The organism is Streptococcus orisasini (genome assembly GCF_001431045.1).
Classification (GTDB): domain Bacteria; phylum Bacillota; class Bacilli; order Lactobacillales; family Streptococcaceae; genus Streptococcus; species Streptococcus orisasini.
Genome location: NZ_BCLE01000003.1, coordinates 1 through 13,924 on the forward strand (window position 1 = coordinate 1; position 13,924 = coordinate 13,924).

Genomic DNA, 13,924 nt, shown 5'->3' on the forward strand with positions numbered 1-13,924 from the left:
TGCTACCTAAGGAAAGTATCATAACACAATAATTCTTTTGATAAAAATTGACTTTTTCTTCAACTCCTGAATTCAGCAAAAAGAAAGTGCACAGCAATCATGGCTGCCTGTCCTACTCTCTTTTATGGCGTTTGGATAAAGCTTGATTAATTTTTTGCGTCTTTAAATAAACATCTAAACGGACGCTTCCCCAAATAATAATATAAATAAGGAGAAAATCAATCCAAAAGCTAGGCAGTAGTAGAATGTTCCCCCAGTCATTAGAAATCATCATAGCAGCTACCAAACCTAAGGTCAGCAAAAAATGAATCATCAATAGCTTTAAAAAGGAGAAGCGGTCACTTTTAAAAATCAGACTAACAAGACCAATACAGGCACTCATAATAAGAACACTGATGATATTCCACTTAGTAACTGGAGATTTTTGAATATTAAAGAGCAGCACAAATAAATAAGCCAAACTACCAGTACGAAGCCCCGATAGCATAGCGCTAAATACCTTTTTCATTTCAGTCTCCTTTCTAAAGTCCCAGCTGAGTCATCAAAAGTTTGACATACTTACGACTGACACTGGATTTGATATTATTGCTTAGCTTGGCCATCATATTGCCTGAAAAGCTGTCTGACAGCGATTCCAGATGGTCAAGGTTAATCAGGGCATGCTTGGAAATTTGAATAAAATTAGATTTATTTAGCCGGTTCGAAAAATGAACCAATGTTTCTGTTGTTGTATAGACACCCTTTAAGGTATAAATTTTCAAAGTAGTTTGGTTGACATCGGCCAATATGATATCACTGAGCTTGAGCATGATGATTTTATCCATACTCTTGATAGGAATAGCACTGCTTGCAGTCAGCTGATAATTATCAATGTAATCAAGCAGGCGCTGAATATCGTCTGTTTTTTCTGCTGCCTTTATTAAAACAAGGGGGCTGTCAGCCGGTATGTGCGCATCCGGTTCAAATTGACTTTTTATCACCTATTTTTCCTCTCTAAACAAGGGCGCGGCGCTGTCTCAAGGCGTTTTGCAGACTAAAGAGAAGGACACCCGCCACTAAGATACCTACCACTATATAGTAAGTATCAGTATTTGTCAATAAATCCTGCCAATCCAAACGAATGCCCATCATTTTCTCAAAATGCTCCCTAGCATTTTCCTGACTGAAATTATCTTTAAGAGCATCTGACATTAACGTTTGTCTAAATAAAGAAGCAATATAAGCACCCGGTGTCAGCTTCATGATGGTTTGAGCAGCATCTGGCAGAGCACCAATGGGAACATAAGTACCAACAAGAAAACCAGAAGCCGCCCCAAAAATAGTTGCCAATTTTCCAAGATTGTCAACCGATTGAATACGATTTGCAATCAGGGCATTAATGAGGGTTGAGATAAGAGCATTTAAGATCATGATAAGGATAAGCTGTGGAAGAATGGTCCAAGAAAATGTTACCTTATCCATAAAGTAGAAATAACTTGCCATAATCAACAGCATGATAAGCTGCATGATAAAACCAATAAGAGCAGCGCTGATAATATAACTAAAGGATAAAGGCCAGTAACCCAAGTCCGTAATTAATAAGTCTTGGCGAACATGACTTTCTTTGTCTTTTGTCAGCTGCGAAAGGCTGGCTAAGGTGGTAGTAATTCCTGTGATGGCCAAAGTCCCTCCAATAAGCCAAGTATCCAAAAGCTGATTGCCATTTTCAACCTGAGACCAAGACGATTCAAGATTATCTTTTAGAAAAATTAGATAAAGAATAAAGGAAATCAAAGCACCCAGCAATGAGAAAATCACACCGCTGCGATTGCGGAAATAAAGCAGGCAATTGCGTTTAACTAAAGTCAACATTTAACGTACCTCCCGTCCAGTTAAAGCTATAAAGGCATCATCCATTGTGCCCGAACGAAATTCAAAATGGTCAATCAGCTCTTGACAATGATTAATAATGTCTAAGGCCAAATGAGCTGTTGCAGGCCTTAAAATAACTTCTCCTTCCCTGACCTTTTCGATCAAGGAATGATCCCTTAGATGATTAAGTAAATCATCTGTATTTTTTGTTTGCAGTTTGAGAATATTTTGGGCATATTTTTTCTTGATGCCATCAGCAGTTCCCTCAGCAATCACTCGACCATGATCAACGATATAAACTTGATCAGCACTGTCTGCTTCATCCAGATAGTGGGTTGTCAGAACAACTGTCATTTTTTGCTCCTGCTGCAGCTGATTCAGCAAATTCCAGATGGCCTGTCTGGTTTGAATGTCAAGACCTGTTGTCGGCTCATCCAAAAAGAGAATATCAGGACTGTTCAGTAGGGCACGGGCAATGTCAACACGCCGTTTTTGCCCTCCTGAAAGACTCCCATAAGTCTGCTGCATAAAATTAGTCAGACCTAATTTTTCTGCAAGTTCTTCTATCTTTTGAGGAGAGACATTTTTATACTGGCGAGCCCGAATGGATAAATTTTCCTTAACTGTCAGCATATCATCTAAGACGCTGTTTTGAAAAACTACGCCAATTTTTGCTTCCTGAGCGTAAACAACTCTGCCGGCATCAGGCCTGGATAGACCGATGAGCATTTGAATAGTAGAAGATTTTCCAGCGCCGTTGGGTCCTAAAACAGCCGTAAAACTTCCCTTTTCAATAGTAATATTCAAATTATTGACAGCAACATGCTGGCCGTAGGTCTTAACCAGACCTTGCGTTTTGAGAATCATAATGTTAACTTCCTTTCTTATACTATCTGCCTGTAGTCTAACAAAAGATAAGTCAAAAATCTCAGCTTTTTGGACAAGAGGTGAAAATGCAGGGATAAGACGTTAAATAAGAGAAATGAAATGATACTGAAGAAAAAGTCAATTTTTATCAAAAAGAACTATTGTGTTATGATACTTTCCTTAGGTAGCAACTTCCTTTGGAATTTTATACCTAAGTTCAAGATACAAAGGGCGTCTGCGGATAAAGGCATTGGCTTTTTTCAGGCTTTCCCTTATAATAAAGAGTGCTGATGCATTAGGATTCCCCCCTTTGCTCATATCAAATACAAAATGGTGATTATCAATGAAACTTCCCATAGCAATGATATTTTCCGGTTTGGGTGCTTTTTGCCTGGCCTACTCTTCTTTTGCTAAAAACAAACAACAGATGCTGATTTGGCAAGTCAGCGACTATATTTTTACCATTACAGCCAATCTCCTTCTAGGCGGTTATACAGGCGCCCTGACGATCAGTGTTTCCATTATCAGAAACCTGCTCATCATTAAGCAAAAAAATAGCAAATGGATTACCATCTGCCTAGTCTTAATTCAAATCACTCTGGGAAGTTGGGTCAATAATTTAGGCTTGATTGGCTATTTGCCCATCATCTCCTCTGTGTCTTATACCTTGACAACCTTTTTAACTTCTAAAATGCAGATTTTACGCTGGCTGATCATCGAAAATATGCTGCTATGGCTGGTCTACGACATCACTATCAAAGCCTATCCAGCAGTATGTATGGACATTTTCATCAGTCTGTCAACCTTGCTTGCAGTCTATAAACACCGAAAAGATTCTCAAAACTTATAAAAAAAGAGTAGGAGTGAAACGGTCTCTCTCCAGATCTTTCACTCCTACTCTTTTTTAGTACAAATTGTTCAGCAGTAATGTGCAAATGAAATTCAGACTGTTTTTTTGTTAATCTTTCGCTGCTTGCAAGACATATTTTGTAATGGCTTCTGCTACACCAGCTTCATCATTTGAGCTCGTTAGGGCATCTGCAATTTCTTTAACATCCTCAGCAGCATTTCCCATAGCAACACTGAAACCTGCCGCCTTCATCATTTCAAGATCGTTAGCTGCATCACCCACAGCCACAACATCCTTTAGCTCTATCTTTAATTTTTGGGCCAATTCTTTTAAACCGCTCGCCTTAGTAATGCCCTTGGGCATGGCTTCAAAAAGATAGGACTGACTTCTGACCATACTGAATTTTTCAGACAATTCTGCTTCAAAATCCGCTTGAAAAGCATTGATCTGTTCAGGTTCTCCCATATACATAGCCTGAAAAACCGGCTCTGCCGTTGCTTTGACCTCTGCCAGAGAAACTGGCTTGGGCTCTATGAAAACTAAGCTGGCATCATAGGCAACCAAGTCCGGTACATCCTCAGCAAGTACCAAATAATCCTCATTAGCAATCAAGGTCAGATAAACCTCAGGATAATCATCCAGCAGGCTGTAAAGATACTGCACATCCTGAAAGTTTAGTTCATGGTAGCTTAATAACTGCCATTCCTCACGAATCGTGTGAAGAGAGCAGCCATTATTTAAAATGGCATATTCTTCCTCGGCCTTGAGCCCCAATTGTTCAAAATAAGGCTCCACACCACTTTGAATGCGGCCAGTGCAAATAACAATCTTATGCCCAGCTTGGGCTGCTTCTTGAATGACATCAATGTTTTCTTGAGGAAGTTTCTTCTGACTGTCTAAAAGCGTTCCATCCATGTCAATAGCAATTAATTTAAGCAAAATAGTTACGACCTTTTCTAAATCAATCTACCCTTTAGTTTACCATATTTAAGTAAATAGTACAGCCCCATAATACAGCTATTTATTCATTATTTTCAAGCATAAAATTAAGCGAGAAAATTTTCTGCAGCAACAGCCTACTTTCTCGCTTTCTTTTTTTGTTAAATCATTCCTTAAAACCGCTAAACTTCGGCTCCTAATTCATACTTTGTTCCTTTAAGAGCACGTTTTAAAGACCATTTGCTGGGGTTGCCTGTTATGGTAACTTCTTTTTTATCAAGGTCAACTGTGACACTGTCTACCTTTTTAAGCTCTGAAAAACGTTTGGTGACATTGTCAGCACAGCCTTGGCATTTTAAACCATTGATATGATATGTTTTTTCCATGATAATTCTCCTTTTACAATTTTACGATTTTAAGACGCAGGGCATTTAAAACAACAGAAACTGAACTAAAACTCATAGCCAGACCCGCAATCATAGGATCAAGCAGCGGTCCGCCAAAGAGGTAAAGCACACCCATCGCTATCGGAATGGATAAAATATTGTAAATAAAAGCCCAGAATAAATTTTCTTTGATATTGATAATGGTCGCTCGGCTGATTTTGAGCGCCTTGACAATATCAAGCATAGCTGGTTTCATCAGGACAATATCTGCGGATTCCATGGCAATGTCTGTTCCAGAACCCATTGAAATCCCAATATCCGCTGTCGCAAGTGCCGGAGCGTCATTGATACCATCTCCAACCATGGCAACCTTCTTGCCTTTGGCCTGCAAATCAAGAATGGCCTGCGTTTTTTCCTGCGGTAGAACCTGACTGATTACGGAAGTAATACCGACCTCTTTGGCAATCGCCTTAGCGGTCTCTTCATTGTCACCAGTCAGCATGACCACGTCAATTCCCATATCCTGCAAAGTTTTGACAGTCTGCTTACTGTCAGGCTTGACCTTATCCGCAATGGCAATCAAACCCAAAAGCTGACCATCACCTGCAACAAAAATCGGCGTTTGTCCCTTGGCAGTTGCTCCTTTGAAATCACTTTGGGCCTGTTCAAGAGAAATATGATTCTGCAGCATAAGCTTATCATTGCCCACCAGAAACTCTATGCCAGCTACGCGGCCCTTGAGTCCAAAGCCTGTTAACGAAGTGAAATCCTCAGCGTCAAGCAAGGTATTGCCTTCCTTTCGGGCATAGTCCACAACCGCTTGGCTTAAAGGATGCTCAGACAGGGCTTCCAAGGAAGCTGCCAGCTGCAGCACAGACTGATCAGGATTATAAGAAAAATAGCTGATAACTTCCGGCTTGCCCCGAGTGATGGTACCTGTCTTATCAAAAACGATTGTATCAACTTGATGGGCTAATTCCAGTACATCCCCGCGCTTATAAAGAATCCCATTTTCAGCAGCCCGGCCTGTGCCCACCATAATAGCGGTCGGCGTTGCTAAGCCCAAGGCGCAAGGACAGGCAATAACAAGAACAGCTACGCTGACTGTCATTGAAAAAGTGAAATCCTCTCCCATCACAAAATACCAGAAGAGGCCTGTCAGCAGGGCGATTACGATAATAACTGGGACAAAAACTGCCGAGATCTTATCCGCAATCTTAGCAATAGGCGCTTTTGTCTGCTGGGCATCTTCAACCAGTTTAATAATCTGAGACAGTAAGGTTTCACTGCCAACCTTTTGGGCTTCAAACACCAAGCTCCCCTGACCGTTGATGGAGCCAGCATAAACTGGACTATCCGCTGTTTTTTCGATAGGAAGCGATTCTCCCGTCAACATGGACTCATCAATAGCAGAATGGCCAGAAAGCACGCGGCCGTCAACCGGAATCTTCTCTCCCGGTTTAACCAGGATATGATCGCCAATCTCGACATCTTCAATCGGAATGCGGACTTCCTCGCCATCGCGAAGAACGATTGCTTCTTTTGCCGATAAATGCATTAGCTTTTTGATAGCATCTGATGTCCGTCCCTTAGATAGCGTTTCAAAATACTTACCTAAGGTAATCAAGGTCAAAATAACAGCTACCGATTCATAGTAGAGATGGTGGACATGATGAACATGCCCCAGATAAACATGATAGGTTCCGTAAAGGCTGTAAAGGAAAGCCGCTGCTGTCGCTAAAGCAACAAGCGAATCCATGTTGGGATGCCCTTTAAAGAGTGAGCGAAAGCCATTGTCATAATAACGGCGACCAAAGTACATGACAGGCAGGGTCAGAGCCAGCTGTACCAGTGCATAAATCATAGGGTGGCGGGACATGTCCAAGATACTAGGCACCCACATGCCCAGCATAGAGCCCATGGACAGATAAAGCAGAGGCACAGCGAAAAGTGCCGACCAGAGGAATTTGTGCCACATGGTGTGTGTCACTTCACCTTGGCGCTCTTCCTGAGACTTGGCTGTAGCTGGGTCAAAGACGCTGGCCCCATAACCCGCATCAGCGACAGCTTTTTCAATCTCTGCTTCAGAAATCTTGGCAGGATCATAATCAACCGTCATCTTCTCCGTAGTCAGATTAACTACGGCAGCGTCCACGTTATCCAGCTTTTTGACTGCATTCTCAACGGTCAGTGCACAGGAAGCACAGGTCATGCCTTCAATAACAAATGTTTCTTCCTTCATTTTCTTACCCCCACATGTTCTTGACAGCGGCACTGCCCTGGGATACAGTTGCAGGGCACCTGATCGACCGTTTCTTTGGCCAACAGCAGAGCTTGCAGCTGACTGACATCTTCTGCTGTCATTGGCGTTTCAGCCAGCAGATGCTCCAAGATTGCCGCATGCTTGCGCTGGCAAAATTTGGCAAAGAGATCATCAGCCTGCTTGTTGATGCTTTCTTCTTCACTGAAGGAAGCCGAATACAGAAACTGCCGTCCATTTTTCTTTGTTTTCAAATATCCCTTGTCCACTAGACGTTTGAGGAGGGTCTTGACAGTTGACGCTGTCCATTCCGTCTTTTGGCTCAGGACATCTATAATCTCTGCACTGGTCGTCTGACCTTTGGTCCAAACCACCCGCATGATTTCCCATTCCGCATTTGAAATCGTCATGACTGCACTCCTTTCGTTTACGTTTGTAGATAGATTATAGCACTGTCGTCTACAGATGTCAACAATAAAAGCTCAAAAAAAGAACAGACAACCCTAGTGTCTAGGCAATTACGGTTATCTGTCCCAACAGTATTTCATTTTTTTATTTTTTGCTTTCCAAATCTCGCAGCATTTGGTCAATTTTATTGCCGTATTCGATGGACTCATCTCTGATGAAGCGAAGATCTGGAATCTTGTACATGGTCAGGTTTTTCCCTAATTCACGCTTGATAGTTCCCGTGGCCTTTTCAAGTCCCAGCTGTGCTTTTTGTCTGTCTGAAGCCAGATCGCTCATAAAAGTATAAAAAACTTTAGCCAAAGACAAATCGCCCAGCATTTGAACATCTGTTATGGTGACTCCTTGAACGCGCGGATCACGAACCTTTTTTTGTAGAATCTCGTTAACTTCACGCTTGATTTCCATGCCCACACGGTCAATGCGATGATTAGACATTGTTTTTTCCTTTCTTTTATTACTAATTTTGAACCTAATATTTCAAAAATTCTGTGATGATAATCTTTTGAAAAAGGGAGTGGGATCAACCCAAAAATTGAAAATTTTGGTTCTCACCACTCCCTAATTTCTAGGCGGTGACCTGAAACGGTCTCTCCCCAGACCGTTTTTGACACTTGCTTTGCAAGCTTCATTTCCCGATTAAACAGGTCTCCCAGACCTTTTTAACCCACCCCCGCACAGCTCAAAAGGTCTGGGGGACCTTTTGAGGTTGGAAATAAGATGAACGATGTTCATCACATTTGTTTAGGTTTTCCGCTTTGGCCTTGTGGCAAAAGGAAAGCCAGCCACCACTGCCACTGCGTCAAGAGCTTATTCCAAAATAGGAATATTAGAGGAGTTTTTGTCCAACCGCTTTATATTGTTCCTTTTTGATTTCAAGAGGAATAAGATGACCTTAATCCCAGGCACCACGACGGCTGTACTTGCGTACGGCTAGGAGTGGTAACAAAGGAATAACTAACTATTATTATCTCTTGATTTCTTCCATGATGTAAGCTTCAATCGCATCATCAACTTTGATGTCATTATAGTTTTCGATCATCAAGCCGCCTTCTTGACCGTTACCGACTTCTTTCACATCGTCTTTATAGTGTTTCAGGCTGGCTAATTTACCATCAAAGACGACCACTCCGTCACGAATAACACGAACGCTGGAATCACGCGTAACTTTACCGCTGGTAACCATGAAGCCGCCAATTGTTCCCATTTTAGAAACCTTAAAGGTTTCACGAATAAGGGCTTCACCGACGATTTTTTCTTCAAATTCAGGATCCAGCATACCTTTCATGGCATCTTCAACTTCTTCAATGACTTTGTAAATAATTGAGTGCAGACGGATTTCAACATCATCAGCTTCAGCCTGCTGACGAGCTTGCGGAGTTGGACGAACATTAAAGCCAATAATAACAGCATTGGAAGCCTCAGCCAAGGTAACATCGGATTCATTAATAGCACCGACAGCCGAATGGACAACATTGACCTTCACACCTTCAACATCAATCTTGAGCAGAGAAGAAGACAAAGCCTCAACAGAACCCTGAACGTCGGCCTTGATGATGACATTAACTGATTTGACTTCTCCGGCTTTCAGTGTGTCAAAGAGATTATCAAGACTAACACGGTGAGTCAATTGCCGCTGTTTCATCAGGGCACGTTTAGCACGTTCTTCCCCAGCTGCACGGGCAGCTTTTTCATCTTCATAAACCGCGAAATGATCCCCTGCCATAGGTGTCTCATTCAGGCCGGTAATGGAAACTGGTGTAGAAGGCAAGGCTGTTTTGACGCGGCGGCCGAGATCATTGGTCATGGCACGCACACGGCCGAAAGTATTGCCAACAACAATAGGATCCTGAACATGCAGGGTTCCCTGCTGAACCAAAAGTGTGGCAATAGCTCCCTTACCTTTATCTAGGCGAGCTTCGATAACGGTACCAATAGCACGGACTGTCGGATCTGCTTTGAGCTCTTGAATTTCTGCAACTAGAAGCACCGTTTCCAGCAGTTCTTCAATATTTTGACCAAATTTTGCTGAGATTTCAACAAATTCAGAGTCTCCACCCCAAGCTGTTGAAATAACTCCATGCTCTGCCAATTCCCCAATGACACGCTCCGGATTGGCACCAGGCTTATCAATCTTGTTAATGGCAACAATAATTGGGACATCAGCTGCTTTTGAGTGGTTGATGGCTTCTATCGTTTGAGGCATAACCCCATCATCAGCTGCTACAATAAGAATAGTGATATCCGTAACAGAAGCTCCGCGTGCACGCATACTGGTAAAGGCTGCATGTCCCGGTGTGTCCAAGAAAGTGATTTTCTTGCCGGCTTCTTCAATCTGATAGGCACCAATATGCTGAGTGATCCCACCTGCTTCACCTGTAGCAACACGTGAATTGCGAAGCGTATCAAGGAGCGTTGTTTTCCCGTGGTCAACATGCCCCATGATTGTTACAACAGGTGCACGCTCAACCATGTTTTCTGGATTAAGGTAATCATCCTCAACAAAGAAACGCTCAATATCGGCCGTATCAATTTCAACCTTCTTATGGGCTTCAATACCATAATCCACCATTAAAAGTTCAATGGTATCCCCATCTAAAGATTGGTTTTGCGTTGCCATAACTCCCATCATAAAGAGTTTTTTAACAATTTCTGCCGGCTCACGCTTGATACGTTTTGCAATCTCAGCAACGGTCATGCCTTCTGTATATTCAAATTCTTTAGGTAATTCATGGAACTTACGCTCAGTCACAGGTTTTGGACTGCTGTCTTGATTGCGATTATGTTTACCTTTTTTATTTTTCTTGTTCCAATTACTGTTTCTTTGATTTCTCACTTGGTTTTGCTTATTCCGATTTTTCTTGTTTTTATTTTGTTTTGGTCCGTCTTCATTTTCATGTGAAAAGTCACGTGACTTATCTGGACGAGCTTGCTTCTTACGGCGTTTATCCACCGCAACTGGAGCAGGGGCTGGTGCAGCAGGCTGACTTGGCAGAGGCTGTGCAACTTGAGCAGAGGCTTTAGCTGCTTTTTGTTCTTCCTTTTTAGCCTTTCTGGCCTTTTCTTGATTTTGTGCTGCCTGACGCTTAGCTTTCTCAGCCTCATGGAAGCGGGCTTCACTTTGGCGGGAATATTCCGCATTTTGCTCAGCTTTTAAAGCAGCTGCCCGCGCTTTAAAGTCCATGCGTGGTCCTGCCTGATTGCCTCTTGAAGCAGCTTGATTACGATTGTCGCGGCGATTATCATTCTGTCGGCGATTGCGGTTGTCCCCTCGACGATTATCCTGACGGTTTTGATGGCGATTATCGTTGCGTCGGTCATTGCCGCGGTTATTTCGGCCTTCATTGCGATTGCCGCCGCTAGCCCGGCGTTCTGCCTCTGCCTTAGCACGCGCCTCGCGTTCTGCCTTAAAATTCCGGTTTTGCGGTCTTGGACGAGCTGGCTTAGCTTCTGTTTTAGCTTCAGCAGATGGCTGCTTATCCTGCGGTTTTGCCGCCTCTTTCGGAGCTTCTGCAGCTTTTGGTTTTTGCGGAGCCGCAAAACTTTCTGCAATGCGCTTAGCATCCTGATCATCCACGCTCGAAGCATGGCTTTTCACTTCTAGGCCCAATGATTTTGCCTTTTCGACAACTTCTTTACTTCCTTTGCCAATTTCCTTGGCAATTTCGTATAATCTTTTCTTAGACAAATCTTGTCCTCCTATTCTTCTAATCCATAAGAGTCCTCATTTTCTTTGAAAATCCAGTGTCCGTAATTGCAAGCACCTTTCTGCTTTTGCCAATAGCGGCACTTAATTCCAGTGTTGAAAACACTGTGGAGACTTCTATATCATAATAGTTGCTTTTATCAGTCACTTGTTTGGTTAGATTGGCTCTGGCATCCTTGGCCAGGAAAATGAGCTTAGCTTTTCTGGTCTGGATAGCCTTAATAACTAATTCCTCGCCGGAAATAACACGTCCTGCCCGCTGGGCCAAGCCCAATAACTGTGACAGTTTTTCTAAATTACTCAAGGCCTAACTCTCTTCTTTTCACCTTATGATCAACGAAGGCAATCAATTCATCATAAAAGCTCTCGGGAACGTCCATGGAAAAGCTGCGGTTAAAAACCCTTCTTTCCTTAGCTTTCAAGGCCTCGTCGTTGTCAATCTTGATGTAGGCGCCCCGGCCGTTTTTCTTGCCGGTAGGATCAATAAAAATCTGGCCTTCCTTGGTTTTGACAACGCGGAGCAGATCACGCTTATCAATGATTTCCCCCGAAACAAGAGACTTTCTTAAAGGTATCTTTCTTGTCTTTGCCATCAAACACCTCCAAATTCTCTACTCAATATCGTCTGCCACAAGTTCCTGAGCAAAATCAGCCTCAACAGCCTCTTCAGCATCCGTTTCATTGGCAGGAGCATCTTCAAAAGACTCGTCTTCCTGTGCCCATTCAACTTCCATTTCTTCAAATTCACTAGCCGATTTAATATCAATGCGGTAGCCTGTCAAATGCGCTGCCAAGCGAACATTCTGCCCGCGGCGGCCGATAGCAAGTGACAGCTTGTTATCAGGGACAACAACAGTGGCATGCTTTTCATCTTCTTCATCAAAGAGAACCTGATCGACCTCAGCAGGTGCAATGGCATTGTAGATAAATTCAGCCGGATCATCAACCCACTCAATGACATCGATGTTTTCCTCAACAGGCACCCAAAGCCCAGACTTTTGATCTAAACGTTTAGGATGGAATTTGCTGGTAACTTTTTTGATGTTGGCACCCTTACGGCCGACAATAGTTCCGATAGCATCGACATTAGGATTGTGGCTACGGACAGCAACCTTAGTCCGATCACCAGCTTCACGTGCCACACTCATGATTTCAACCGTTCCGTCAAAGACTTCCGGAATTTCCTGTTCCATGATGCGCTTGATGAATTCCGGATGGCTGCGGCTGACGAAAACATTTACCCCTTTAGGATTGTTTTCAACCTTGTAGACATACACCTCAATGCGGTCATGAGAAGCAAAGGTTTCTCCCGGAATTTGATCCTGACGGGACAGCTGGGCTTCAATAGTTCCTAAGTTGACATAGATAAAGCGGTCATCAAAACGCTCAACCGTTCCTGTCATGATTTCTCTTTCATGTTCTTTGTATTCATTGAAAGTCACTTCGCGCATTTGACGGCGCATTTTTTCCATGATGGTCTGCTTAGCCGACTGAGCAGCTACACGGCCGAATTCTTTAGGACTTTCTTCAAAGCGAATCTTATCGCCCAGTTCATAAGCTGTGCTAATCGCAAGAGCATCTTTGAGGCTGATTTCAAGGCGGCTGTCAAAAACTTCCTCGACAACTTCGCGCACAGTATAAACCTTAAAATCGCCTGTTTTTTCATTAAATTCAATTTCAGCACTTTCGGACTGACCGTAACGGCGCTTATAAGCTGACTTCAGAGATTCTTTAACCGCATCAATAATATCATCTTTGTTAATGTGTTTTTCTTCTTCCAAAATACGGAAGGCTTCTAGCATTTCTTTGCTCATAGTCTTCATCCTTGCCCAACAAGGATTTTCCTTTCTAAAGTTTTACAGCGAGACGGGCTTTTGCAACCATCTTGTAGGGAATCATAACTGTTTTTTGACGTGTTTTATCCATATAGGAAATTGTCAGTGTTTCACCATCAAAAGCAAGCAAATCACCTTCAAAAACCTTTACCTTGTCAATAGCCTGATAGAGGCTGACATTGACATATTGACCGACAGCATTTGTCAGACTTTCAGCAGTTTTTAACGGACGTTCAAGGCCGGGACTGGATACTTCCAGCATGTACTGATCTGGAAAGGGATCTGGTTTTATGGTATCCAGCAGAGGACTGATGATGTCTGTCAGTTCTGCCGTGTCTTCGACGGTAATGCCCCCTGGTTTATCTACCAAAATACTGAGAACATAATCGCTCCCCATTTTTTCATACTCGACATCAACCAGCTCAAAGGGCTCAGCAATAACAGGCCTTACTGCCTGTGTCACTATATCAATAATCGTTGCGATTGCATTTCCCTCCTTACACACACAAGGAGCGAAGTCACAACTTCGCTCCTTTCTGTATTATTTGTTAACATTATAACATAAATTAAGAATAATGCAAGCCCCAACAGTTGGTATTTCTGCTGTTCAGGCTATTTTTATCGTTGACAGACAGCTTGACTTGAACTTTTAAAGGCTATCTCTTTCAGCATAACATAAGGAGAGGAGGGGATTCGAACCCCCGAGCCCCGTTAAGGACTACACGCTTTCCAAGCGTGCGCACTCGGCCACTATGCGACCTCTCC

Annotated in this window: 14 protein-coding genes, 1 tRNA gene and 2 pseudogenes; 1 reads left to right on the plus strand and 16 read right to left on the minus strand. The window is 42.8% G+C overall.

Features of this window, described 5'->3' with window-relative positions; genetic code table 11:
• Nucleotides 1–112 precede the first annotated feature (112 nt).
• The 4 genes from SCSH_RS00195 to SCSH_RS00210 are packed head-to-tail and all read right to left on the minus strand — an operon-like array spanning nt 113 to nt 2,718.
• Nucleotides 113–508 carry a DUF3021 domain-containing protein gene (locus SCSH_RS00195; protein WP_057489893.1) on the minus strand — a complete coding sequence of 132 codons (396 nt, stop codon included), beginning with the start codon at nt 506–508 and terminating at the stop codon, nt 113–115.
• A 13-nt stretch (nt 509–521) separates the two neighbouring features.
• Entirely contained in the window at nt 522–980 is a 459-nt protein-coding gene (locus SCSH_RS00200; RefSeq protein ID WP_057489894.1) for a LytTR family DNA-binding domain-containing protein, read from the minus strand.
• Between the two features lie 13 nt (nt 981–993).
• Nucleotides 994–1,851, minus strand: a complete 858-nt coding sequence (locus SCSH_RS00205) for an ABC transporter permease (protein ID WP_057489895.1) — start codon at nt 1,849–1,851, stop codon at nt 994–996.
• Nucleotides 1,852–2,718 carry an ABC transporter ATP-binding protein gene (locus SCSH_RS00210; protein ID WP_057489896.1) on the minus strand — a complete coding sequence of 289 codons (867 nt, stop codon included), beginning with the start codon at nt 2,716–2,718 and terminating at the stop codon, nt 1,852–1,854. It lies immediately after the preceding gene.
• Between the two features lie 343 nt (nt 2,719–3,061).
• Here SCSH_RS00210 and SCSH_RS00215 point away from each other — a divergent pair, with 343 nt between their 5' ends.
• The gene (locus SCSH_RS00215) at nt 3,062–3,568 is read left to right on the plus strand and encodes a YgjV family protein (RefSeq protein WP_238581351.1); all 507 of its coding nucleotides are present in this window, start codon (nt 3,062–3,064) and stop codon (nt 3,566–3,568) included.
• Nucleotides 3,569–3,676: 108 nt separating this feature from the next.
• Here SCSH_RS00215 and SCSH_RS00220 read toward each other — a convergent pair whose 3' ends face one another.
• The 12 genes and pseudogenes from SCSH_RS00220 to SCSH_RS00270 all read right to left on the minus strand — a co-directional run bounded on the left by SCSH_RS00220 (nt 3,677) and on the right by SCSH_RS00270 (nt 13,924).
• Complete coding sequence (locus SCSH_RS00220; RefSeq protein ID WP_057489897.1) at nt 3,677–4,507, minus strand: Cof-type HAD-IIB family hydrolase; 831 nt, start codon at nt 4,505–4,507, stop codon at nt 3,677–3,679.
• A gap of 182 nt (nt 4,508–4,689) precedes the next feature.
• A complete protein-coding gene (gene copZ, locus SCSH_RS00225) occupies nt 4,690–4,893 on the minus strand; it encodes a copper chaperone CopZ (RefSeq protein WP_057489898.1) in 204 nt (67 codons plus the stop codon).
• Between the two features lie 13 nt (nt 4,894–4,906).
• Complete coding sequence (locus tag SCSH_RS00230) at nt 4,907–7,135, minus strand: heavy metal translocating P-type ATPase (protein ID WP_057489899.1); 2,229 nt, start codon at nt 7,133–7,135, stop codon at nt 4,907–4,909.
• Nucleotides 7,132–7,563 (minus strand): CopY/TcrY family copper transport repressor, encoded by a 432-nt coding sequence (locus SCSH_RS00235; protein ID WP_057489900.1) that lies wholly within the window; start codon nt 7,561–7,563, stop codon nt 7,132–7,134. Before SCSH_RS00235 ends, SCSH_RS00230 begins: the two co-directional genes overlap by 4 nt.
• Before the next feature lie 142 nt (nt 7,564–7,705).
• Nucleotides 7,706–8,056: a 30S ribosome-binding factor RbfA gene (gene rbfA, locus SCSH_RS00240; protein ID WP_057489901.1), complete on the minus strand. Its 351-nt coding sequence runs from the start codon at nt 8,054–8,056 to the stop codon at nt 7,706–7,708.
• 529 nt (nt 8,057–8,585) lie between these two features.
• A pseudogene (gene infB, locus SCSH_RS00245) lies at nt 8,586–10,580 on the minus strand (translation initiation factor IF-2); the annotation flags it as partial.
• A gap of 353 nt (nt 10,581–10,933) precedes the next feature.
• A pseudogene (locus SCSH_RS11450) lies at nt 10,934–11,306 on the minus strand (translation initiation factor IF-2 N-terminal domain-containing protein); the annotation flags it as partial.
• 19 nt (nt 11,307–11,325) lie between these two features.
• Nucleotides 11,326–11,628, minus strand: a complete 303-nt coding sequence (locus SCSH_RS00250) for a YlxQ-related RNA-binding protein (RefSeq protein ID WP_057489903.1) — start codon at nt 11,626–11,628, stop codon at nt 11,326–11,328.
• Entirely contained in the window at nt 11,621–11,917 is a 297-nt protein-coding gene (gene rnpM, locus SCSH_RS00255) for an RNase P modulator RnpM (RefSeq protein ID WP_057489904.1), read from the minus strand. Before rnpM ends, SCSH_RS00250 begins: the two co-directional genes overlap by 8 nt.
• Nucleotides 11,918–11,935: 18 nt before the next feature.
• The gene (gene nusA, locus SCSH_RS00260) at nt 11,936–13,138 is read right to left on the minus strand and encodes a transcription termination factor NusA (RefSeq protein WP_057489905.1); all 1,203 of its coding nucleotides are present in this window, start codon (nt 13,136–13,138) and stop codon (nt 11,936–11,938) included.
• A 34-nt stretch (nt 13,139–13,172) separates the two neighbouring features.
• Nucleotides 13,173–13,664, minus strand: a complete 492-nt coding sequence (gene rimP / locus SCSH_RS00265; protein ID WP_057489906.1) for a ribosome maturation factor RimP — start codon at nt 13,662–13,664, stop codon at nt 13,173–13,175.
• Nucleotides 13,665–13,837: 173 nt separating this feature from the next.
• Nucleotides 13,838–13,924 (minus strand) — tRNA-Ser (locus SCSH_RS00270).

Bases quoted from the DNA above. Each gene is read 5' to 3' on its own strand.
- SCSH_RS00195 (WP_057489893.1), bottom strand. From the start codon at position 508: ATGAAAAAGGTATTTAGCGCTATGCTATCGGGGCTTCGTACTGGTAGT.
- SCSH_RS00205 (WP_057489895.1), bottom strand. From the start codon at position 1,851: ATGTTGACTTTAGTTAAACGCAATTGCCTGCTTTATTTCCGCAATCGC.
- SCSH_RS00210 (WP_057489896.1), bottom strand. From the start codon at position 2,718: ATGATTCTCAAAACGCAAGGTCTGGTTAAGACCTACGGCCAGCATGTT.
- SCSH_RS00215 (WP_238581351.1), top strand. From the start codon at position 3,062: ATGAAACTTCCCATAGCAATGATATTTTCCGGTTTGGGTGCTTTTTGC.
- copZ (WP_057489898.1), bottom strand. From the start codon at position 4,893: ATGGAAAAAACATATCATATCAATGGTTTAAAATGCCAAGGCTGTGCT.
- SCSH_RS00230 (WP_057489899.1), bottom strand. From the start codon at position 7,135: ATGAAGGAAGAAACATTTGTTATTGAAGGCATGACCTGTGCTTCCTGT.
- SCSH_RS00235 (WP_057489900.1), bottom strand. From the start codon at position 7,563: ATGACGATTTCAAATGCGGAATGGGAAATCATGCGGGTGGTTTGGACC.
- rbfA (WP_057489901.1), bottom strand. From the start codon at position 8,056: ATGTCTAATCATCGCATTGACCGTGTGGGCATGGAAATCAAGCGTGAA.
- rnpM (WP_057489904.1), bottom strand. From the start codon at position 11,917: ATGGCAAAGACAAGAAAGATACCTTTAAGAAAGTCTCTTGTTTCGGGG.
- nusA (WP_057489905.1), bottom strand. From the start codon at position 13,138: ATGAGCAAAGAAATGCTAGAAGCCTTCCGTATTTTGGAAGAAGAAAAA.